At 69.3% G+C, this 19,670-nt stretch carries 21 protein-coding genes; 6 read left to right on the top strand and 15 right to left on the bottom strand.

All coding sequences use genetic code 11. The features are described 5' to 3' along the window. Positions 1-2 precede the first annotated feature (2 nt). A complete protein-coding gene (locus MYSTI_RS27700) occupies positions 3-245 on the top strand; it encodes a helix-turn-helix domain-containing protein (protein WP_015351118.1) in 243 nt (80 codons plus the stop codon). A gap of 51 nt (positions 246-296) precedes the next feature. Here the strand turns inward: MYSTI_RS27700 and MYSTI_RS27695 are convergent, their stop codons facing one another. The 5 genes from MYSTI_RS27695 to MYSTI_RS27675 all read right to left on the bottom strand — a co-directional run bounded on the left by MYSTI_RS27695 (position 297) and on the right by MYSTI_RS27675 (position 5,918). Further along, a complete protein-coding gene (locus MYSTI_RS27695; protein ID WP_015351117.1) occupies positions 297-2,048 on the bottom strand; it encodes a DUF885 domain-containing protein in 1,752 nt (583 codons plus the stop codon). A 22-nt stretch (positions 2,049-2,070) separates the two neighbouring features. Beyond that, positions 2,071-3,387, bottom strand: a complete 1,317-nt coding sequence (locus tag MYSTI_RS27690) for an amidohydrolase (RefSeq protein WP_015351116.1) — start codon at positions 3,385-3,387, stop codon at positions 2,071-2,073. Between the two features lie 35 nt (positions 3,388-3,422). Further along, positions 3,423-4,526, bottom strand: coding sequence for an SDR family oxidoreductase (locus tag MYSTI_RS27685; protein WP_015351115.1), 1,104 nt, complete (start codon positions 4,524-4,526; stop codon positions 3,423-3,425). Positions 4,527-4,610: 84 nt separating this feature from the next. Further along, positions 4,611-5,183, bottom strand: coding sequence for a TetR/AcrR family transcriptional regulator (locus tag MYSTI_RS27680; RefSeq protein ID WP_044281453.1), 573 nt, complete (start codon positions 5,181-5,183; stop codon positions 4,611-4,613). A 54-nt stretch (positions 5,184-5,237) separates the two neighbouring features. After that, positions 5,238-5,918 (bottom strand): spermidine synthase family protein, encoded by a 681-nt coding sequence (locus tag MYSTI_RS27675; protein WP_015351113.1) that lies wholly within the window; start codon positions 5,916-5,918, stop codon positions 5,238-5,240. 171 nt (positions 5,919-6,089) lie between these two features. Here MYSTI_RS27675 and MYSTI_RS27670 point away from each other — a divergent pair, with 171 nt between their 5' ends. Next, a complete protein-coding gene (locus MYSTI_RS27670; protein ID WP_015351112.1) occupies positions 6,090-6,680 on the top strand; it encodes a hypothetical protein in 591 nt (196 codons plus the stop codon). Between the two features lie 86 nt (positions 6,681-6,766). Here the strand turns inward: MYSTI_RS27670 and clpB are convergent, their stop codons facing one another. Beyond that, positions 6,767-9,391 (bottom strand): ATP-dependent chaperone ClpB, encoded by a 2,625-nt coding sequence (clpB, locus tag MYSTI_RS27665; protein ID WP_015351111.1) that lies wholly within the window; start codon positions 9,389-9,391, stop codon positions 6,767-6,769. A gap of 302 nt (positions 9,392-9,693) precedes the next feature. On the opposite strand from clpB, the gene MYSTI_RS27660 reads away from it, so the two are divergent. Further along, positions 9,694-10,158 carry a hypothetical protein gene (locus MYSTI_RS27660; protein WP_144370163.1) on the top strand — a complete coding sequence of 155 codons (465 nt, stop codon included), beginning with the start codon at positions 9,694-9,696 and terminating at the stop codon, positions 10,156-10,158. Positions 10,159-10,168: 10 nt separating this feature from the next. Here the strand turns inward: MYSTI_RS27660 and MYSTI_RS27655 are convergent, their stop codons facing one another. Genes MYSTI_RS27655 through MYSTI_RS42730 form a run of 3 tightly spaced genes read right to left on the bottom strand, consistent with a single transcriptional unit; the run spans position 10,169 to position 11,483 of the window. Continuing rightward, positions 10,169-10,819 carry a hypothetical protein gene (locus MYSTI_RS27655; protein WP_015351109.1) on the bottom strand — a complete coding sequence of 217 codons (651 nt, stop codon included), beginning with the start codon at positions 10,817-10,819 and terminating at the stop codon, positions 10,169-10,171. After that, a complete protein-coding gene (locus MYSTI_RS27650; RefSeq protein ID WP_015351108.1) occupies positions 10,819-11,133 on the bottom strand; it encodes a DUF1844 domain-containing protein in 315 nt (104 codons plus the stop codon). The genes MYSTI_RS27655 and MYSTI_RS27650 overlap by 1 nt, the downstream gene beginning before the upstream one ends. Further along, complete coding sequence (locus tag MYSTI_RS42730; protein WP_015351107.1) at positions 11,130-11,483, bottom strand: hypothetical protein; 354 nt, start codon at positions 11,481-11,483, stop codon at positions 11,130-11,132. Before MYSTI_RS42730 ends, MYSTI_RS27650 begins: the two co-directional genes overlap by 4 nt. A gap of 93 nt (positions 11,484-11,576) precedes the next feature. Here MYSTI_RS42730 and thiE point away from each other — a divergent pair, with 93 nt between their 5' ends. From thiE to thiD, 3 genes are read left to right on the top strand one after another with little or no spacing between them, the layout of a single operon-like run. Further along, positions 11,577-12,233 carry a thiamine phosphate synthase gene (thiE, locus tag MYSTI_RS27640; RefSeq protein ID WP_015351106.1) on the top strand — a complete coding sequence of 219 codons (657 nt, stop codon included), beginning with the start codon at positions 11,577-11,579 and terminating at the stop codon, positions 12,231-12,233. Between the two features lie 21 nt (positions 12,234-12,254). Continuing rightward, complete coding sequence (locus MYSTI_RS27635; protein WP_015351105.1) at positions 12,255-13,019, top strand: gamma-glutamyl-gamma-aminobutyrate hydrolase family protein; 765 nt, start codon at positions 12,255-12,257, stop codon at positions 13,017-13,019. Next, entirely contained in the window at positions 13,016-13,756 is a 741-nt protein-coding gene (gene thiD / locus MYSTI_RS27630) for a bifunctional hydroxymethylpyrimidine kinase/phosphomethylpyrimidine kinase (RefSeq protein WP_015351104.1), read from the top strand. The genes MYSTI_RS27635 and thiD overlap by 4 nt, the downstream gene beginning before the upstream one ends. Positions 13,757-14,013: 257 nt before the next feature. On the opposite strand, the gene dnaB is transcribed toward thiD, so the two are convergent. The 6 genes from dnaB to rpsR all read right to left on the bottom strand — a co-directional run bounded on the left by dnaB (position 14,014) and on the right by rpsR (position 19,629). Next, entirely contained in the window at positions 14,014-15,378 is a 1,365-nt protein-coding gene (gene dnaB, locus MYSTI_RS27625; RefSeq protein ID WP_015351103.1) for a replicative DNA helicase, read from the bottom strand. 122 nt (positions 15,379-15,500) lie between these two features. Then, positions 15,501-16,271, bottom strand: a complete 771-nt coding sequence (locus MYSTI_RS27620) for a LytR/AlgR family response regulator transcription factor (protein ID WP_015351102.1) — start codon at positions 16,269-16,271, stop codon at positions 15,501-15,503. Further along, positions 16,268-17,413: a sensor histidine kinase gene (locus tag MYSTI_RS27615; protein WP_015351101.1), complete on the bottom strand. Its 1,146-nt coding sequence runs from the start codon at positions 17,411-17,413 to the stop codon at positions 16,268-16,270. The genes MYSTI_RS27620 and MYSTI_RS27615 overlap by 4 nt, the downstream gene beginning before the upstream one ends. Before the next feature lie 10 nt (positions 17,414-17,423). Next, positions 17,424-18,605 carry an acyltransferase family protein gene (locus tag MYSTI_RS27610; protein WP_015351100.1) on the bottom strand — a complete coding sequence of 394 codons (1,182 nt, stop codon included), beginning with the start codon at positions 18,603-18,605 and terminating at the stop codon, positions 17,424-17,426. A gap of 162 nt (positions 18,606-18,767) precedes the next feature. Further along, positions 18,768-19,211, bottom strand: a complete 444-nt coding sequence (gene rplI / locus MYSTI_RS27605; protein ID WP_015351099.1) for a 50S ribosomal protein L9 — start codon at positions 19,209-19,211, stop codon at positions 18,768-18,770. Between the two features lie 28 nt (positions 19,212-19,239). After that, complete coding sequence (gene rpsR, locus MYSTI_RS27600; protein WP_015351098.1) at positions 19,240-19,629, bottom strand: 30S ribosomal protein S18; 390 nt, start codon at positions 19,627-19,629, stop codon at positions 19,240-19,242. Positions 19,630-19,670 lie beyond the last annotated feature (41 nt).

Genomic DNA, 19,670 nt, shown 5'->3' with positions numbered 1-19,670 from the left:
CCATGCCCATCACCGTCCGCCTCGCCGTGGTCCTCGCCGAGCGACAGGTCCGCTCGAAGGAGCTCGCTGAATACGTCGGCATCACCGAAGCCAACCTCTCCCTGCTCAAGCAGGGCAAGGTGAAGGGCGTGCGCTTCGAGACCCTTGCGCGCATCTGCGAGTACCTCGACTGCCAGCCCGGCGACATCCTGCGCTACGTCCCGGAAGAGGGAGAGCGCCGCGAATCGTCCCGCCGGGCTGGCTGAGCCACCACGCCGAGATGCCTGCGCGGGGCACCTCGGCCAGGGCCCGCGGCTTCAGCGCATCAGCAGTCGCCGCACCAGGGGAAGGGGCAGGCTCCCCTGTGAGACGAAGGCGTCGTGGAACTGCTTGAGGCTCTGCCCCTTCGCGAGCTGGAAGTCCTTCGCCAGCCGCTGCACCTCCAGCTTGCCGAACGTGTAGTAGAGGTACGTGGGGTTGTAGGCACCGCGCCGCGCTTCTTCGTAGGCATTGGCCGGCTGCTGGAAGCACTTCTCACGGAACAGCCGCGCGGCGTCCTCCACCGTCCACCCGGCGGTGTGCAGCTTGATGCCCGCGACATAGCGGCAGTCGCGCAGGAGGGCCTCGGAGAGCTGGGCCAGGCGCAGCTTGGGGTCACCGCCGCCGAAGCCCTGGTCCAGCATCATCTGCTCGGTGTAGTGCGCCCAGCCCTCGGCGTTGCTGCCCACGGCGACGAGCTTGCGGACCTTGGTGGGGAAGCGAGGCGCGTAGAGGAACTGGAGGTAGTGCCCGGGCCAGACCTCGTGGATGTTGATGACCGACACGACGGGCGCGTTGTAGAGGCGCAGGTGCTCCTCCTGGTGCTTCGCGTCCCAGTCCGGCTCCACGGGTGTGATGTAGTAGAACGCCTCGGTGGCCTTCGTCTCGTAGGGCCCCGGCGTGTCCATGGAAGCGAAGGAACCCGAGCGCGCATACGGCGGCGTCTCCTCCACGCGCGGGCGAACCTCGGAGGGAATGGTGACCAGGTCCTTGTCGATGAGGAACTGGCGCACGCCCTCCACCGAGCGACGCACCGAGGGGATGAGGTCCTCGGCCGTCGGGTGGTTCTCCTCCAGCTTCGCCATCACCTGGGCGGGCGAGAGGCGAGGGTTGATGCGCTTCGCGGTGGCCACGAAGTCCTGGAAGTCCTTCTCGAGGTTGGCCTCGCCGAGCGCGAGCAACTCCGGAAGCGGCAGGTCAATCATCTCCTCGTAGCGCAGCTTGGTGAGGAAGCGCTCCTCGCCGAGCGCATACTTCCCCGTGGAGCGCGGCAGCAGGTCCGCCTCCAGCCAGCGCGCGAAGTCCCGCACCGAGGCCACCGCCGCCGCGTTGGCGGACGTGAACTCGGCGAGCAGCGCGGCGTCTCCGCCCGCCGCGTCCTGGGCCCACGTCGTCACCGAGCCCTCGAAGAAGCCCACGGAGCCCTTCGCCATGCGGATGGCCAGGTCGGTGAACTCGCGGGGTGGTGCCTGGACGTTGGCCTTTCCCGCGGCGAAGACGGAGGGGACGGCCTTCAGCCGCGCAATCACCGAGCGCAGGCGCTCCGCCTTGGGAGCGAAGTCGCGCTTCATCAGCCCGTCGATGGCTCCGCCCGGAAGCCCCGCGTACTGCATGGGGTTGTGCTCCCAGCCGCGGAGGACCTTCAGCTCGAACTGCTCCGCGAGGAGCTGGCTCTCCAGCGCCGCCCAGTCGACGGCGTCGTCGAATGACAGGGCGCCCTGGTCCACCGCACGCAGTCGGGAGAGCAGCGTGTCCAGCTCGATGATTCGTGCCTCGATGCGCGGCCGGCTCCAGTCCTCCAGTCGGGTGTCGTACTCGTGCAGGCCCACTGCCGTGCCACTGGACGGAGAGAAGTCGAACGACGCGGCGAAGAGAGCGTCCACCAGCTCCGGGAACTTCTCCGGTGCCTGGACACTCGCCGGCGAGGACTCCGCCGGTGGCGTCGCTGGAGCCTGCTGGTGGGCGCAGGCGCTGAGGAGTCCGCAGGCGGTGAGCAGCAGCGAGCGGACGGGGCGGAAGGCTTGGCGCATTCCGCCGTTCTACCAAGGCGGCTCAGGGCTTGTTCAACAGCTCCAGCGCGGAAGAGGTCAAGGCCGTGACACCCGTGCGCAGGGTGCGCTCGCGGTCGGGGACGAAGCCGGAGGAGTGGAGCGACGGCAGCGGCTCACCTCCCGAGCGTGACTGTTGGAATCGCCCAGGCTCCACCGCGCCGAGCCACAGCATCACGGCCGGGACTCCCGCGCGGCCATACTCGGAGAAGTCCTCGCCGCCCATCACGGGCTGGGCCTCGCCCACGTTCTTCTCGCCCAGCGTGCGAATCAGGGACGCGGTGAGCCTGCGGGTGAGCGCCGGGTCGTTGTAGGTCGCGGGGGTGCCCTCGGTGACGGCGACGTCGGGAGGACGCGTCGCGCCCGAGACGAGGGCCTCCGCCTTCACGATGCGCTCGATGCCCGCGAGCAGGGCCTTGCGCACCTCCGGCTTGTACGAGCGGACGGTGAGCTGGAGCCGGACTTCATCCGGGATGATGTTGTGCTTCGTGCCGCCTTGGATGGAGCCCACCGTCACCACCGCGGGCTCCAGGGGATGTTTCTCGCGGCTGACCAAGGTCTGGAGTGAGAGCACCGTGCGCGCCGCCATCACCACGGGGTCCACCGTGGTGTGGGGATATGCGCCGTGGCCGCCCTTGCCGTAGAGCGTGACATCCACCGAGTCCACGTACGCCAGCGCATAGCCGGACACGTACTCCACGCGGCCCGCGGGAGCGGACGTGGTGTTGTGGAGCGCCACCGCGAAGTCGGGCTTGGGGAAGCGCTTGAAGAGGCCGTCGGCCAACATCTTCCGTGCCCCCGCGCCCACCTCCTCCGCGGGCTGGCCCACCATCATCAAGGTGCCACGCCACTGGTCCTTCTTGCGCGCCAGCAGCGTGGCGGTGCCGAGCCACACCGTCATGTGTACGTCATGCCCGCACGCGTGCATCACCGGCACCGTCTGGCCCTCGCCATTCTTGACGGTCGCCTTGCTGGCGTAGGCCAGGCCCGTCTTCTCCTCCATGGGAAGGCCGTCCAGGTCCGTGCGCAGCATCACGGTGGGGCCTGGACCGTTGCGCAGCAGGGCCACCACGCCGGTGCCGCCGACGCCCGTGGTGACGTCGAAGCCCAGCTTGCGCAGTCGCTCGGCGAGCTTCGCGGCGGTCTTCTCTTCCTGGAACGCCAGCTCGGGCGTCTGGTGCAGGTCCCGATAGAACACATCCAGCTCGGGATAGAGGCCCTCCAGCGCGCTCAGGACCGGAGAGGGTTGTGCCGCGAGCGAGCGTCCGGTGGGCACAGCCAGGAGGACGACGAGCAAGGCCAGCAGGGAAGGGCGGTTCACCAGGAGGTCTCCGGTCCGTTGCGAGGGCGGCGCTACTACACCACATCTGCTCCCGTCCGCGAGGCGGCGGCCTGGGCGCGCGCGACGTCCGGAGAGAAGCCCGTGTCTCGCAGGAAGTCGAACCAGCGCTCCAGCACCATGGACACCGGAGGCAGCTCCAGCCCCATGCGCCGGGCCACCGCCAGGGTGGGCTCCACCGGGTAGCGGGCCGTGTCGAGGAAGTCGAGTGACTCCGTCGCGGTCCCGAGCAGCCGCTCCGGCAGCCAGCGCACCCACGACACGGGCAGGGTGATGCGGGGTGCGCGCCGACCCGAGCGCTTCGCCGCCCAGCGCAACAACTCATGGAGCGGCGGCGTCGCCGGGTCCAGCAGCGTGTACTCCTGGTCCTGTGTCTCGGGAAGGGCCACGACGCCCGCGAGGAACCTCGCCACCGTGTCCACGGCCACCACGGGGACGAAGGTCTCCGGAGTGCCCAGGAGGATGGGCATGTCTCCCGTGTGGATGCGCTGCAGTGTGTCTCCCAGGCCCAGGCGCTGCACCGTGGCGCCCGTGCGGCTGTCGCCCACGACGGAGGCGGGATGCACCGAGGTGATGGGCACGCCGAGCCGCGCCGCCGTCTCCAGGGCCACCTGGTGCGCTAGAATCTTCGAGGCCTCATAGGCCCCCGCGCGGGAGGAGTGTGTCAGCTCGGACGCGGAGATGACGGTGCCCGAGGCATCCAGCCGAGGCCCGATGCGATATCCCCCCACGAGCACGAGCCGCCGCAGGGCGGGCAATCGAGCCGCCAGCTCCACCACGGCGCGAGTCCCCTCGACATTGGTCCGCTGCGCCAGCGCGGGAGGCAGATGCCACGCGAAGCGAGCGCCCAGATGAAACACATCCCGGACGCCCGCGAGGGAGGCATCATCCGAGGCGCTGAGTCCCAGTCGAGGCGCGTCCAGGTCTCCTTCCAGGAACACGAGCTGGCGCGGCTCGCCCCCCAGCGCCGCGACCCAGTCTCGATACTCCTGGGCCCGCGCCTGGGCGTTGCGCGACAGCAGGGCCACACGTCGTCCCTGACGCGTGAGCTCCGGCACGAGCCACCGTCCAATGAGTCCCGTGGCGCCGATGACCAGGGTGTCCGCTGATGTGTCCTTCATGGGTGTCCTCTCTTTATGTAGACCGGTTTGCATATTTCATGTGCGTAAAGAAGGGCCCCTGCCTCGTCGGCGAGGGGCCCCGGGTCAGTCCAACGAGAGCAGTCGCTCCAGTTCCTTCGACAGCTCGTCCACGGGGGCGCGGCTGCGGTGGGCGCGCATGAGGAGCAACGCCCCTTCGATGGAGGAGAGCAGCAGCGCCGAGCGCCGGCGGGACTCCGTGGGAGTGAAGCCCTCCGCGCGAAGTCGCTCCGTGAGGAGCTGCTGCCACATGCGCAGGGCCTCGGCGGCGGCGGCACGCACGGGCTCGGGCGTCGCACCCGACGACAGGACGACAGCCGAGACGGGGCAGCCCTTCTCGAAGCCGGAGGCCTCGGCCCGGTCCGCCAGGACGGTGAGCGCGCGGCGCAGTCCCGCGACCAGCCCCTTGGCCCCGGCGAGGTGCTCCTGGAGCAGCCGCGTCACCTCGGAGGCGGAGACCTGGAGCGCCTCCACGGCGAGCTGCTCCTTGCCCCCAGGGAAGTGGAAGTACAGCGAGCCCCGAGGCGCCTTGCCCGCCTCGAGCAGCTCCTGGATGCCCGCACCGGCATATCCGGAGCGCTCCAGCATCTCCGCCGCCGCGGCAATCATCCGACGACGCGTGTCTTCACCCTTGCTCACGCCAGGATGAATATACCGGTCGTCATATTCTGTCGAGCCGTTCTGACGCCGGGCTCAGCGGCGCTTGCCCAGCTTGCCGACGTAGATGACGTGGCGAGGCCCCTTGGTGCCGTGGGCGTGGGGGTGGAGGACCTCGACGGTGAAGCCGCACTTCTCCAGGCGCCGCTCGAAGCCGGCGGCGGGGCCGGCGCTCCAGATGGCCAGGGTGCCGCCCGAGCGGAGGGACTGGGCGGCGGTGCTGAGCCCGGACACGCCATAGAGGCCCTGGTTGTCGGGGTGGGTGAGGGCGCTGGGGCCGTTGTCCACGTCGAGCAGGATGGAATCGAACGACGCGGAGTGGCGCTTCATCACGAGGCCGACGTCCCCCGGGATGACGGTGACGCGAGGGTCTTCCAGCGGCGCCTTGGCCAGCGGCGCCAGGTGCGGGCCCCGGTTCCAGTCGACGACGGTGGGGAGCAGTTCCGCCACGGAGACGCGCACCCCCGGGCCCACCTGGTCCAGGACGGCGCGCACGGTGTAGCCGAAGCCGAGCCCTCCGACGAGCACTCGCCCGGTGCCCCGGCTCACCAGGTCCGCGCAGCCCGCGCGGGCCAGCGCCTCCTCCGAGCCATGCATCCGGCTGGACATCAGCGTCTGTCCGCGGACGCGCAGGACGTACTCATCTCCTCGGCGGACGAGGGTGAGCTCGCCGACCTCCGGAACATTCGCGCTTTCGAGTGTCTCCCAGGGCTTCATGCGCCCGGCTCATCGCCTGGAGTGGGCGCGTGGGTCAAGCACTCCTCACGGAACACCGGGCCCTCGCGTGATTGCCTGTCCACAACCCCTCGCACCGTCCGCATCCATACCCGTGCGAGCAGCCGTGAGGAGACGGCGCCCAAGCCCAACCCAAGAGGAGGCACCCAGGCCATGAACGAGCGCGAGGCAACCCTGCGGAAGATGGACGCCGAGAAGCAGCGCATCGACGCGCGAATCGCCGAGGTCGAGGCGGAGTCCGACCTCCGCGAGGCGAAGGACGAGCTGAAGGAGCTGCGGGGCGTGAAGGAGCGACGGGAGGCCTTCCGCCGCCAATTGGAGGACCTGCGTCAGCGCGGGACGGAGGACTTCGAGCAAGGCAAGCAGGAGCTCCTCCGCGCCTGCGAGGCGACGGGCAAGTCCCTGGATGAAGCGGAGAAGCAGGCGGAGGTGCGGCGAGCGGCCTACGAGCGCAAGCGCGACGCGGAGCTGCGGCAGATGGGGGCCCAGTTCGACGGGTGGGAAGCGGACCTCTCCCGCTCGCGCGCCGAGGACGCGCTCCTGTCGAAGCAGGAGCTGCAGTTCCTGCGCAGCTCCTTCAAGAGCACGGGGGACGCCCTGCGGCGGCTGATGACGTCCAAGGGCGGCGACTGGGCGCGGCTGCGCAAGGAGTACGAGGCGTCGTGGAGCGAGCTGAAGGAGAACTCCCGCAAGATTCGCGCGGACAGCCCCGAGCAGCCCGAGTCTCCGCCGTCCCCGTCCTGAGCCCGCCGTTCGAGCGGCGCGAAACAAGTGGGCCCCTCTCCCGTCGAGGATGACGGGGAGGGGCCCGCGAACGTCTCACGAGGGCGCTACGGCGTGCGCTTGGTGCCCTTCGAGTTGTCCACCAGCACCTTGGCGAAGGTGAGCCCGCTGGGGCCCGCATCCGCCTGGATGGTGTCGCCCGGCACGAAGTCCCCGTTGAGGACCTTGAGGGCCAGCGGGTCCAGCAGGTTGCGCTGCACCGCGCGCTTGAGCGGACGCGCGCCGTAGGTCGGGTCGTAGCCGCGCTCCGCGAGCAGCTCGCGCGCGGGCTCCGTCAGCTCGAGCGTCAGCCGCTTCTCGGCGAGCAGCTGGCTGAGCTTCGCGAGCTGCAGGTCGACGATGCGGTAGATGTCCTTCTTGCGCAGCGGCTCGAAGATGACGATTTCGTCCACGCGGTTGAGGAACTCCGGCCGGAAGTGCGCGCGCAGGGCGTCCATCGCGTCGTTGCGCGTCTTCTCGTCCAGCTCGTCCTTGCCCGCCATGCCCGCCTGGATATCGGCGGAGCCGATGTTGGACGTCATGATGAGGACCGCGTTCTTGAAGTCCACCGTGCGGCCCTGGCTGTCCGTGAGCCGGCCCTCGTCCAAAATCTGGAGGAGGATGTTGAACACGTCCGGGTGCGCCTTCTCGATTTCGTCGAAGAGCACCACCGTGTACGGCCTGCGGCGCACGGCCTCCGTGAGCTGGCCGCCCTCCTCGTAGCCGACGTACCCCGGAGGCGCGCCCACCAGCCGCGACACGGCGTGCTTCTCCATGTACTCGGACATGTCGATGCGGACCATGGCCGTGTCGTCGTCGAAGAGGAACTCCGCCAGCGCCTTGGCCGTCTCCGTCTTGCCCACGCCCGTGGGGCCCAGGAAGATGAACGAGCCGATGGGCCGGTTCGGGTCCTGCAAACCGCTGCGCGCCCGGCGCACGGCGTTGGACACGGCTTCAATCGCACTGCGCTGCCCAATCACCCGCTGGCCCAGTCGGTCCTCCATGTGGACCAGCTTCTGGACCTCGCCCTCCATGAGCCGCGAGACGGGGATGCCCGTCCACTTGGCCACCACGGCGGCGATGTCCTCCGAGTCCACCTCTTCCTTGAGGAACTTCTGGTTCTTCTGCAGCTCCTCCAGCTTGGAGTTCTGCGTCTGCAGGTCCTTCTCCAAGGACGGCATGACGCCGAACTTCAGCTCGGCGGCGCGGTTCAGGTCGCCTTGTCGCTCGGCGGCCACCTGGTCGTTCTTCACCTTCTCCAGCTTCTCCTTCAGCCCGCGGATGGCGCCGATGGCCGACTTCTCCGCGTCCCAGTGCGCCTTGAGCGCGTCGAAGCGCTCGCGCATGTTGGCGAGCTCCTTCTCGATTTGCGCCAGACGCTCCTGCGAGTGGGGGTCCGTCTCCTTGCGCAGGCCCTCCTTCTCGATCTGGAGCTGCGTCATCTTCCGGCGCATGTCGTCCAGCTCGGTGGGCATCGAGTCGATTTCGATGCGCAGGCGGCTGGCGGCCTCGTCGACCAGGTCGATGGCCTTGTCCGGCAGGAAGCGGTCCGCGATGTAGCGGTGGCTGAGCGTGGCGGCGGCCACCAGCGCGGTGTCCTGGATGCGCACGCCGTGGTGCACTTCGTAGCGCTCCTTCAAGCCCCGCAGGATGCTGATGGTGTCGTGCACGCTGGGCTCGCCCACGAAGACGGGCTGGAAGCGGCGCTCCAGCGCGGCGTCCTTTTCAATGTGCTTGCGGTACTCGTCCAGCGTGGTGGCGCCGATGCAGTGCAGCTCGCCGCGCGCGAGCGCCGGCTTGAGCATGTTGCCCGCGTCCATGGCGCCCTCGGCCTTGCCCGCGCCGACGATGGTGTGGATTTCGTCGATGAAGAGGATGACCTGCCCGGCCGAGTCGGCGACCTCCTTGAGCACCGCCTTGAGCCGCTCCTCGAACTCACCGCGGTACTTCGCGCCGGCCACCATGGCGCCCAGGTCCAGGGTGATGAGTTGCTTGTTCTTCAGGCTCTCCGGCACGTCGCCATCGACGATGCGCCGCGCCAGCCCCTCCGCGATGGCCGTCTTGCCCACGCCCGGCTCACCGATGAGCACCGGGTTGTTCTTCGTGCGCCGGCTGAGCACCTGGATACAGCGGCGAATCTCCTCGTCGCGGCCGATGACGGGGTCCAGCTTCCCCTCGCGCGCGGCCTCCGTGAGGTCCCGCCCGTACTTCTCCAGCGCCTGGTAGGTGGATTCCGCGTCCTGGCTCGTCACGCGGCCGGAGCCTCGGACCTCCTTGAGGCTCGACAGCACCCGCTCGCGCGTGACGCCGGAGGCCTTCATGACCTCGCCCAGGGCGCCCTTGTCCTGGGTGAGCGCCAGGAGCAGGTGCTCGGACGAGATGAACTCGTCCTTGAGCGCCTTGGCCTCGTCGTCGGCCTTGTCGAAGGTCTTCAGCAGGCGCTGGCCGAGCATCGCGCTCTCGCCCCCCTGCATCCGCGGCAGCTTGCCCAGGGCCTCGCCCAGCCGCGACGCGAACAGCTTCACGTCCGCGCCAAGCTTGCGAAGCAGCGGGTCGACGATGCCGTCCTTCTGTCCCAACAGCGCCGCGGCGAGGTGCTCCGGCTCGTACTGGGGATTGTCGGCGCGGCGGGCCAGCGTCTGGCCTTCTTGAATCGCTTCCTGCGCCTTCACCGTAAACTTATCGAGTCGCATACACCCAACGTAAGGGTCGACTCGTGCTTGGCAAGTTGACTCGATGCGTCAAAATGGCGCCTGGGTCTGTGCCGCAAGCAGAATACTTTGGACTCCTGGTAGCGGCTGGCTTTTCGAGGTGCTGGAGTTGCCAGAGAGGGCTCGGCTCGGTTATAGGCGGCGCCCACCCTCGGGGGGCTGAACACCTGGAAGCGCACGGCGGTTACCTCATTCGACTCGAGAGCTTTGGCGGGCTGGAGCTGCTCCAGCAGGCCCGCGAAGCCTTGCAACTGGACGGCGCGTTGGCCGCCACTGGGTTGCACGTGTCGGTCAATCGGCGCCGCAAGGTGGTTCGGCTGGCCTACGTGGCCCCCTTCACGCAGGGCCGCCCGGGTGCCCACTGGTATGCCGCGCACCATGCGCTGCCCCGGCTGCTCTCCCGCGCGGCCAACGCCACCGTGCATGCGTACGTGTATGACCCGGACGAGGGCGAGGAAGTCATCGCCTACGGCAACGGTCGGCGCGTGGGCGGCGAGCGGGTGGTCTACGAGAACGTGGACCTGCCCGAGGGCAAGCCGGAAGACCTGGACGAGGCGGCCTTCAAGCACATGCAGTCGCGGTGGCCCATGGGGCACCTGGCGCATGTCTTCGGGCTGTCACGGCAGGAGCTGCTGAAGCTGCCCCTGGCGACGCAGGGGCGGGTGCTGGTGCTGGAGGGCACCCCAGCGGACGCGGACGCGGCGCTGGAGGCCCTGCTGCCCGTCTCCGTGGCGCCCCACGCCCACTGACGGCGGGCGACTACGAGTCGGCCGCGGTGCGGTCCCTCGTCACCAGGGCTTCGCGCACGGAGTCGCTGCGGAAGAACTGTCCCAGCAGGGCGAACGTGCCCGCGATGAGGGCGGTTCCGGCGACGGTGAGTCCCAGGCTCATCACCTGCGTCACGGTGGAGACCATCTCCGCGGCGGCGGCGTCCTGGTACTCGGGGCGCTTGATGAGCATCTGCGAGACGGCGTGGCTGGTGCGGCGGGCGACCACGGCCCACTGCGCGCCGTCGATGGTGCGCAGCACCGCCACTGTGATTGCCGCGCGTCCGAGCATCAGACGGATCCGCTCCGCGGGCATCCCATGAGGCCGGAGGATGCGGCCCGCGGACACGAAGACGACGGCGCACGCGATGGCCATCACCCCCATCAGCAGGGCGCGCGGCTCGCGCATGGGCTCCAGGGCCTGGTACTGCGCCTCCAGGAGCCGCTGGAAGTCGGCCGGGTCATTGCCCAGCAGGAGCGGCGAGCCCGCTTCCATCCGCCGTGAGCGGGACTCGAAGAAGTGGGCCAGCTCCGTGGCCTCGCTGATGGCCGCCCAGCCGGTGAGCGCGGCGAGCACCATGCAGGTGATGGCCGCGAAGCGGATGGGTTTGGGCAAGCTGCCCGACTTCGAAGGCGACGCCATCACCGCTTGCTTGCCTCCACGAAGCGCAGGCGCATGTCCGCGAGCAGGCCGTCGAAGAGCTTCTCTTCGTCGACGGTGAGGTTGCCTCGCGTCTTCTCGCGCAGCATCGACAGCAGCTCCAGGTTCTGCCGGGCCAGCGGCAGGTCCTTGCTCGTCTGGCCCGTCTCCGGATTCGGAGCATCACCGAGGTAGATGAGCACCGCGGTGCCCAGCCCCACGATGAAGGTGCTGAAGGAGATGGCCTCCTCGGACGCGGAGCGCGCTTCCCCCCGCATCACGAAGGTCTCGCCGCGCTTCTCGTCCACGGGGCTCATGGGGTGTTGGACTCCCCGCCCTCGTCGGAAGAATCAGGGACGCCCGCGACGTCGGAGGAGGGGGCGGCGTCGGAGGTGTCGGCGGCGGAGGCGACGGCTTCCAGGTCGGCCTCGTCGTTGGAGACCTCGTCGTCGCTCTCGTCCTCGTCGTCCATGTCCTCATCATCGTCTTCGTCGTCGTAGTCCTCGACGTCGTCGACCATGAGCGTCTCCACCGGGGTGGCCTTGTCCGCCACGTCCGGCAGGCCCTTGAGGTGGCGCTCCAGCGCCTTCTCGTCCAACTGGCCCGAGCGCAGGTACCGCTCCGCGGTGCGCTTATCGAGATACTTGGGGTCCACCGTGTCCGCCATGTTTCAAATCCTCAGAATTGCTTGGAAAACAGCGCGCCACCTTATAGCAGAGGGGCCGCCTGTCAACGCCGCCGTCCCGTCTTCCTGGTGCCGATGAACGCCTCGCTTCGTCCACTGCTTCCCCCGGGCCCCTATCTGCTTTGTGACGACACCGTGCGGCCGGACATGCCGCTGGTGGCCAAGGCGGAGCGGCTGCTGGCGGGAGGGGCGCGGGTGGTGCAGCTGAGGATGAAGCGCACGCCGGTGCGTGAGGCGCTGGAGGTGGCTCGCCAGGTCGTCCAGCTCTGCCGGCGCGCGGGGGCGGTGTGCCTGCTCAATGACCGGGTGGACCTGGCGCTGCTCTCGGATGCGCATGGCGTGCACGTGGGCGACGAGGATGTGCCTCCCGAGGCGGCGCGCTCGTTGCTCGGGCCTGGGCGCCTGGTGGGGGTGACGGTGCGTGGTGTGGAGGGCGCCATCGCCGCGCGCGAGGCGGGCGCGGACTACGTGGGCGTGGGGCCCGTCTTCGGCACGACGACGAAGCAGGTTCCCGCACCGGTGTTGGGGGTGGAGGGGCTCGCGCGCGTGGTGAAGGGGAGCCCTCTGCCGGTGGTGGGGATTGGTGGGGTGGGGTTGGACAACATGCCGTGGGTGGCGGCGACGGGCGTGCATGGCGCCGCGGTGGTTTCGGATGCGCTGCTCGCCCAGGACATCGCCGAGCGCGTGCGTCTGCTCGCCAGTGCGTTTGAACAGGGGCGAGTGGGGGGGTAGGTTCGACCGACGGACCCCCTCATGAACAATCACCCGCGACATCATGGCCAGCCGCCCCGGCGGCCGAACATTGGCATCACCCCGGATTGGAGCCAGCCGGAGGACTCGCCCTTCGCGCGGTACGAGCTGAAGGTGCCCTACGCGGAGGCGGTGCTGCGCGCAGGCGGGCTTCCCTTCGTGTTGCCGTACGCGGATGACCCCACGTGCGTGGATGCGTACCTGGACCGGGTGTCGGGGCTGCTCGTCACCGGTGGCGCGTTCGACATTCCTCCCGAGGCCTATGGCGAGACGGCCCGCGAGGGATTGGGCGCGCTGAAGGAGGGCCGCACGGCGTTCGAGGCGGCGCTGATGCGCGGCGCGCTCAAGCGCAACATGCCGGTGCTGGGCGTGTGTGGCGGCATGCAGTTGCTCAACGTGGTGCTGGGCGGCACGCTGTTCCAGGACATCGGCCGCGAGGTGCAGGGCGCGCGCGAGCACGAGCAGAAGCATGACCGGACGCAGCCGCAGCACCCGGTGGACGTGCGCAGCGGCACGTTGCTGGCGGAGGCGGTGGGGCACGGGCAGCTGATGGTGAACTCCACGCACCATCAGGCGGTGCGCAGCGCCGGGACGGATGTGAGCATCACCGCGCTGGCGCCGGATGGCGTGGTGGAGGCCATCGAGTCCACGGTGCATGCCTTCGCGGTGGGGGTGCAGTGGCATCCCGAGTACATGTCCACGACGATTCCCGTGCATGTGGGGCTCTACAAGTCCTTCGTGCAGAAGGCGCGAGAGCATCGGCGGTGAGTCCTCGGGTGGTGCTGTTGGCGGGGCTCGAGCCCACGGGCAGGGCGGGGCTCCTGGCGGACGTCGCGGCGGTGCGAGCGCTGGGGGGGCAGCCGGTGGCGGTGCCCCTGGCGCAGACGGCGCAGGGGCGGACGACCTTCTCGTGGAAGGCGGCTCCGCCGGGTGTCGTGCTCGCGCAGTTGACGGCGGCGCGGGAGCTGGGTGGGGTGCAGGCGGTGAAGTGGGGCATGGTGCCGGGCCCCGCGCAGCTCGCCGCCGCGAGTGCGGGGCTGAAGGGGACGGGGGCGTGGTGGGTGGTGGACCCGGTGGTGCGCACTTCACGAGGACAGCTGTTGTCCCGGCTGTCCGCGAGGCGCTACCTGTCGCTCGCGGGGCCGCGCGTCATGCTCACGCCGAACCTGGATGAAGCGGGGTGGCTGCTGGGGCGCGAGGTGCCGGACTCGGTGGAGGCGGCGCGAGAGGCCGCCATCGCGCTGCTGGCGCATGGCTTTGGCGCGGTGCTGGTGAAGGGCGGGCACCTGCCGGACGAACACGGGCTGGCGGATGTGCTGGCCACGCCGGAGCGAGTGCGCGTGCTGCGGGGGCAGCGGCTGGTGCGCGCGCCAGAGCGCCGGGGGACGGGGTGCAGGCTCGCGTCCGCGCTGGCGACGGAGTTGGGGCGAGGGCGCACGGTGGAGGCCGCGACGCGCACGGCGCGGGCGCTGGTCGTGCGCTACCTCCGCACGGGCCACGAATAGCGCGCGGGCTCGCCTCGCTTGCGACGTGAGCGCTGGTGACGCGCTATCTCCGCACGGGACATGAGGAGCCTGCTTCGCTTGCGGCGTGAGCGGTGGGGAGTGCTACCTCCGCACGGGCCGCGAGTAGCGCGAGGGGCTCTCGACGTGAGCGCGGGACACCTCCCGCACGTCGCGCGAGAACGCCGCCGCGGCATGCCGTGAAGGGGATCCATCCCGCACAGGCGCCGCTCTCGTGGAGGGCGCCGTGCTCGTGTGGCCTACTCGGTCCGGCTGCGGCTCTCGAAGCGCGTGTACTCGGCGAGGAACACCAGCGGGATTTCACCGATGGGGCCGTTACGCTGCTTGGCGATGATGAGCTCCACGGGGATGACCGTGGTCTGGGCGTTCTGAGGCGCCTCGCCGCCTTCCTCCACCTCTTCACGGTGGATGAACATCACCACGTCGGCGTCCTGCTCGATGGAGCCCGACTCACGCAAGTCCGACAGCATGGGCTTGCCACCCTTGCGCTCCTCGACCTTACGGCTGAGCTGACTGAGCGCGATGATGGGGACCTCCAGCTCCTTGGCCAGCTGCTTGAGCGCACGGGAGATTTCGGCGACTTCCAACTGGCGGCTCTCGACCTTGCCCTTCTGATGCATCAGCTGGAGGTAGTCGATGATGATGAGCGACAGCCGCGGGTCCTTCTGCTTCACACGCCGCGCCTTGGCGCGCAGGTCGAACGGAGACAGACCACCGGAGTCGTCGATGTAGATGGGCGCGTTGTAGAGCGCACCCGCCATCTCCTGGAACTTCTCCTCGTCGTGCGGCGACAGACGACCGCCGCGCAGCTTCTTCATGTCCACGCGCGCGGTGGAGGCGAGCAGACGCATGAGCAGCTGGTCCGCGGGCATTTCGAGACTGAAGATGCCGACCGCCTTGTTCTCCTTGAGCGCCGCGTTCACCGCCATGTTCATGGCGAACGACGTCTTGCCGACACCAGGACGCGCCGCGAGGATGATGAGCTCGCCCGCGTGGAGTCCCGTGAGCTGGTTGTCGAGGTCGATGTAGCCGGTGGACAGGCCCGTGATGCCCGTCGCCGCCGACTTCATCTTGTCGAGCAGGTCCAGCGTGTGCTCCATCAGCTCGCTGACCGGCCGCAGGTCTCCTTCGCGCTTCTTCTCCGCGAGGAGGAACACCTTGCGCTCGGCCTCGTCGAGCAACACCTCCAGCTCGCCCGTCTCCTGGCTGGCGAGGTCCTGGATCTCCCGTCCGACGTTCGCCAACCGGCGCCGCAGCGCCTGGTCCTTGACGATGTTCGCGTACTGGACGGCGTTGGAGGCCAGCGGCACCACCTGGTCCAACCGCATCAGGTACGCGGGGCCGCCGACAGCAACGAGCTGCCCCAGGACCTTCAGCTCTTCGGCCAGCGTGAGGTGGTCGACCTGTTTGCTCTGGCCGTCCAGCCGGATCATCGCCGCGAAGATCTGCGCATGCGCCGGGCTGGAGAAATCGTCCGCATGGACGACTTCGCCCACCGCGGCGATGAGCGTGTTGTCCGCGAGCACCGAGCCAAGCACGGCGCGCTCAGCGGCAAGGTCCTCGTGGACCTTCCGCCCATCTCTGACGTCGAGGGAGTTCTCCATGGCTGCCCGACCACTGTACAGGCGGCTCTGACATCTCAGAAGAAATCCGCCACAGACCTGTAGCGGCGGGTGGGCGGATGGGCGTGGACCTCCCCTCTGGGTGGGCCGGACTCCCTGGAAAGTCAGCCCTCCAGGCCCCACCGCTCCAGGAACGCATCACGCCAGGTGCGACTGAGCACCACCGTCGTGCCGTTCTTCATCACCAGGATGCCGTCGCCATGTGTCCACGGCTCCAGCTTCGCCACCGCGTCCAACTGGATGATGTCGCCCCGGTGCACCCGGACGAACCGCGCCGGGTCCAGCCGTTCCTCCAGGGCCCGCAGGCTCTGGCGGATCAGATGCTCCCCCTGGGCGGTGTAGACGCGCACGTACTTGTCCTCGGAGGACAGCCGCCACACGTCGGCGAGCCGCAGGGGCACCCACGCCTCGCCCGCCTTCACCACCAGCCGCTCCAGGGGACGCCGGGAGGAGGCCGCCGCCACGTCTCGCAGCAGCGCTTGGAGTCTGCCGGCCTCGGGCCCTCCGCCGAGCAGCAGCGCGTGGGCCTTGTCCAGCGCCCGGGTGAAGCGCTCGCCGTCGTAGGGCTTGAGCAGGTAGTCCACCGCGTGCGCCTCGAAGGCCCGCAGCGCGAAGCTGTCGTAGGCGGTGGAGAAGATGACCGCGGGGGTGTGCTCGGGCCCCAGTGCCTCCAGGACCTCGAAGCCCGTGAGCCCTGGCATCTGCACGTCGAGGACCACCACGTCGGGCCTCAGCGCCTCGATGCGCTCCAGCGCCTCGGTGCCGTCGGCGGCCTCGCCCACGAGCGTGAAGCGTGTCTCCTGTTCCAGGAGGCGCTTCACCTTCGCCCGCGCGGGCGCTTCGTCGTCCACCATGAGCACGCGAAAGCCCGTCACGGCGTCGCCTCCGTCCCGCCGGTGGCTCCTCGAGGCAGGGTCAGCGACACGCGTGCGCCCCCCTCGGGGCCTTGGCCTCGCTCCAGCGAAGCCTGCCCGCCATGCAGCAGCAACAGCACCTGCTCCAGGTGCGAGAGCCCCACGCGAGGGCCCGCTGCGGGGGACTCCTCACCAAAGCCTCGCCCCGTGTCCTCGACCTCCAGGCGCCACAACGCTTGTCCCGCCCGCGCGCGGATTCTCACCTCGAGCGCTTCACGACGGTCCTGGTTGTGCTTCACCGCGTTCTCCACCAGCGTCTGCAGGGCGAAGCAGGGGACGTGCGCCGACTCCAGTCCCGGGTCCACGCTCCAGCGCACCGAGAGCCTGTCTCCGAAGCGCGCCGACAGCAGCGAGATGTACCGCCCCGCATGCGCGCGCTCCTCGGCCAGTGTCCAGGTGGGCTCGCTGCGCTCCAGACTGGCCCGGAGCACCTGACCCAAGTCACTCAGCAGCCGGTCCGTGCGCGCCAGGTCCTCGTACATCACGGAGCTGATGGCGTGCAGTGAGTTGAAGAGGAAGTGCGGATGGAGCTGTCCGGTGAGGGCCCGGAGCTGCGCGGCCCTCAGCTCGCCCTCGAGCTCGGCGGCCCGCAAGGCCCGCTCGTGCCGTTCCCGCCACGCGGCCAGGAGGACGATGACCGTCGCGCCCAGGCTGTAGGCAATCACGTCCTTCGCCACCTCCATCGGCAGGCGGAAGCCGAGCGGGCCGTACTCGTACTCCCCCCAGCCGAGGGCCGCGTAGAGCGGATGACGCATGCCCAGCATGAGCAGGATGTGCACCACCGAGTAGAGCGGAAACGCCAGCCCGTGCACGGCCAGGAAGCGCGGCCACCCCACGCGGGGAGACGGGGCGTTGAGGGCCGCGAACTGGATGATGGGCAGCGACAGCCACGCCGACAGCGCTCCCGTGATTTCCCAGAGGTAGGCGCGCGACGCCGGCACGGACGTCAACCCGTTGGCGAGCTGGTCCAGCCGCACCGCGCTGCCGTACGAGACACCTACGACCATGCAGAGGGCGAAGGTCGCGAGGGCGGGCTGGAGTCGGACGCGCGGCCATCGCCAGGGGCGCGGCTGGGTCGCGGAGCTGGAGGCGAGGGTGGCCATGGGAGGTCCGTCACGCAGTATGCCCGGGGGACGCGGCGGGAATCGCGGCCTCGGCGCGGGCCCGGGTCGCGCGGGCCTTCAGGCCGAAGAAGGGCCGCAGCCAGGACAGGCGGGCCACCATCTCGCTGAGCACCCACGTGGCCAGGAAGGACGACACCAGCACGCAGCCGAAGAGGGGCCACGGCCCCACCGGCAACCGCAGCAGCGCGAAGCCCACGACGATGATGACCGTCTGGTGGAGGATGTAGAACGGATACGAGCGCTCCGCCGCGTACCGCAGCCACGGCCGTCGCGTCTGGATGCACCGGCGGGCCCACGCCAGCGCCGTGAGGATGAAGAGCCACTGTGACGACGCGGCGCCGAGGGTCTCCGGCACGAGTGGGAACTCGTTCTCCGGCGCCATCACCGCGAAGAGCACCGCCGAGACGCCCAGGAGCACCCAGCGGCGCTCCACCAACACCTCCCAGAGTCGAGGGGCTCGACCGAGGAGGTGCCCCGCGAGGAACAGCCACCCGTAGTGGCCGAAGTTCCGCGGGTCATCGAGCAGCCCATGCGTCACCGGGTAGGCATGCAGCCACAGGTCATTGAGCGCGAGCGGCGCGGCCAACCACACGACGTTCGCCCCTCGGCACAGCCACGCCTCCAGCTTCGCAAGCCAGGGCTTCACGCGCGGCTGGCCCAGCAAGGCGAACAGCGGCAACGCGAGCACGCAGTAGACGAAGAGGTAGACGACGAACCAGAGGTGGTGCCAGCTCAAGCTCCCCGCGGGGTAGGGCACGAGCGCGAACACGGACGGGTAGAAGTCCACATAGCCGCCGTGGAACTGCCCTCGGAACACCCGCTCCACGTAGATCTGCGGCGGCACCACCACGAGCATCCCGAAGAGCACCGGCACCAGGAGCCTCCGCGCCCTGTCTCCCGCGAACGCCCGCACGGAGCGATGCCGCAGGGCGAGCGCCGTGCCCATGCCGGAGATGACCATCAGCAGCGGCATGCGCACGTGGTGCAGGATGTCCATGGTCCACTCCAGCGCGGGGAGCGCCACGAGCGACTTGAGGTGCCAGTCCCACGTGTTGAACATCATCCCCGTGTGGAAGAAGTGCAGCACCAGGATGGCGACCACACGGAGCCAATCCAGGTCGGGGCGATGGGATTCACTCGGCGAGGCAGGGAAGGGCGCGGGCGTGCTCATGCGTGAGCCTCCAGTGCCTCCCGGGATACGCACTCCGCCCGGACGCCTCCATGCGCATGTCGCGGGACGGACCGGCGGCGGCGCCAACCGGACTCCCACGCAAAAGGCCGCCCGGGTCTCCCCGGACGGCCTCTTGTGAAGCAGGTGCGTGGCAGCGCGCCGTTACTCGGCGGCGACCTCGACCTTGATCTTCGCCGTCACCTCGCGGTGCAGGCGCAGCTCCACCTCGAAGTTGCCCAGCGTCTTGATGGGCTCCGGCAGGTGGATGGCGCGGCGGTCCACCGTCTGGCCCGCGGAGGCAACGGCCTCGGCGATGTCCAGCGCGGTGACGGAGCCGAACAGCTTGTCCTGCTCGCCGACCTTGCGCTTGATGGTGACCTTGATGGAGCCGACCTTCTTCGCCTGCTCCTCCGCGGCGCCCTTCAGCTTGGCGTTGCGGGCGGTGATGACCGCCTTCTCGTGCTCGAGCTGACGGAGGTTCTGCTCGCTGGCCAGAACCGCCTTCTTGCGAGGCAGGAGGTAGTTGCGGCCGAAGCCGTCCTTCACGGTGACGAGCTCCCCGGACTTGCCGAGGTTCTCGATGTCCTCACGCAGAATGACCTTCATGTTCAGTCTCCTGTTGTGGACCCGGCGCTCAGCCGACCACCGCGTTGTAGGGGAGCAGCGCGATGCCACGAGCGCGCTTGATGGCCGTGGCCACCTCACGCTGGTGCTTCGCGCAGTTGCCGGAGATGCGGCGGGGGATGATCTTGCCGCGCTCGGTGACGAAGTACTTCAGCGTCGCCTGGTCCTTGAAGTCCACCGACGCGTTCTTCTCCGCGCAGAACCGGCAGATCTTCTTGCGGCTGAAGCCACGGCCACCGCCGCGCTTCTCGTCATCGCCGCCCATGCCACGGTCACCCCGGTCGCCGCCGCGGTCACCACGGTCGCCACCACGGTCGCCCCGAGGGCCACCGCCGCCGAAGCCACCACTGCGGCCGCCCGCCGCCGAAGAGCCCGTCTTGCTGTCCATACCGTTGCTCATGAAAATTCTCGTTTCCTCGATGGGTCCCTAGAGAATGTCCC

The organism is Myxococcus stipitatus DSM 14675 (assembly GCF_000331735.1).
In the GTDB taxonomy this organism is placed as follows: domain Bacteria; phylum Myxococcota; class Myxococcia; order Myxococcales; family Myxococcaceae; genus Myxococcus; species Myxococcus stipitatus.
This window is presented reverse-complemented; position numbering and strand designations above follow the sequence as displayed.

What these genes read in the sequence shown, in the direction of transcription:
- MYSTI_RS27700 (WP_015351118.1), top strand. Translation starts at nt 3, where the DNA reads ATGCCCATCACCGTCCGCCTCGCCGTGGTCCTCGCCGAGCGACAGGTC.
- MYSTI_RS27695 (WP_015351117.1), bottom strand. Translation starts at nt 2,048, where the DNA reads ATGCGCCAAGCCTTCCGCCCCGTCCGCTCGCTGCTGCTCACCGCCTGC.
- MYSTI_RS27685 (WP_015351115.1), bottom strand. Translation starts at nt 4,526, where the DNA reads ATGAAGGACACATCAGCGGACACCCTGGTCATCGGCGCCACGGGACTC.
- MYSTI_RS27675 (WP_015351113.1), bottom strand. Translation starts at nt 5,918, where the DNA reads ATGAAGCCCTGGGAGACACTCGAAAGCGCGAATGTTCCGGAGGTCGGC.
- MYSTI_RS27670 (WP_015351112.1), top strand. Translation starts at nt 6,090, where the DNA reads ATGAACGAGCGCGAGGCAACCCTGCGGAAGATGGACGCCGAGAAGCAG.
- clpB (WP_015351111.1), bottom strand. Translation starts at nt 9,391, where the DNA reads ATGCGACTCGATAAGTTTACGGTGAAGGCGCAGGAAGCGATTCAAGAA.
- MYSTI_RS27655 (WP_015351109.1), bottom strand. Translation starts at nt 10,819, where the DNA reads ATGGCGTCGCCTTCGAAGTCGGGCAGCTTGCCCAAACCCATCCGCTTC.
- MYSTI_RS27650 (WP_015351108.1), bottom strand. Translation starts at nt 11,133, where the DNA reads ATGAGCCCCGTGGACGAGAAGCGCGGCGAGACCTTCGTGATGCGGGGG.
- MYSTI_RS42730 (WP_015351107.1), bottom strand. Translation starts at nt 11,483, where the DNA reads ATGGCGGACACGGTGGACCCCAAGTATCTCGATAAGCGCACCGCGGAG.
- thiE (WP_015351106.1), top strand. Translation starts at nt 11,577, where the DNA reads ATGAACGCCTCGCTTCGTCCACTGCTTCCCCCGGGCCCCTATCTGCTT.
- MYSTI_RS27635 (WP_015351105.1), top strand. Translation starts at nt 12,255, where the DNA reads ATGAACAATCACCCGCGACATCATGGCCAGCCGCCCCGGCGGCCGAAC.
- dnaB (WP_015351103.1), bottom strand. Translation starts at nt 15,378, where the DNA reads ATGGAGAACTCCCTCGACGTCAGAGATGGGCGGAAGGTCCACGAGGAC.
- MYSTI_RS27615 (WP_015351101.1), bottom strand. Translation starts at nt 17,413, where the DNA reads ATGGCCACCCTCGCCTCCAGCTCCGCGACCCAGCCGCGCCCCTGGCGA.
- MYSTI_RS27610 (WP_015351100.1), bottom strand. Translation starts at nt 18,605, where the DNA reads ATGAGCACGCCCGCGCCCTTCCCTGCCTCGCCGAGTGAATCCCATCGC.
- rplI (WP_015351099.1), bottom strand. Translation starts at nt 19,211, where the DNA reads ATGAAGGTCATTCTGCGTGAGGACATCGAGAACCTCGGCAAGTCCGGG.
- rpsR (WP_015351098.1), bottom strand. Translation starts at nt 19,629, where the DNA reads ATGAGCAACGGTATGGACAGCAAGACGGGCTCTTCGGCGGCGGGCGGC.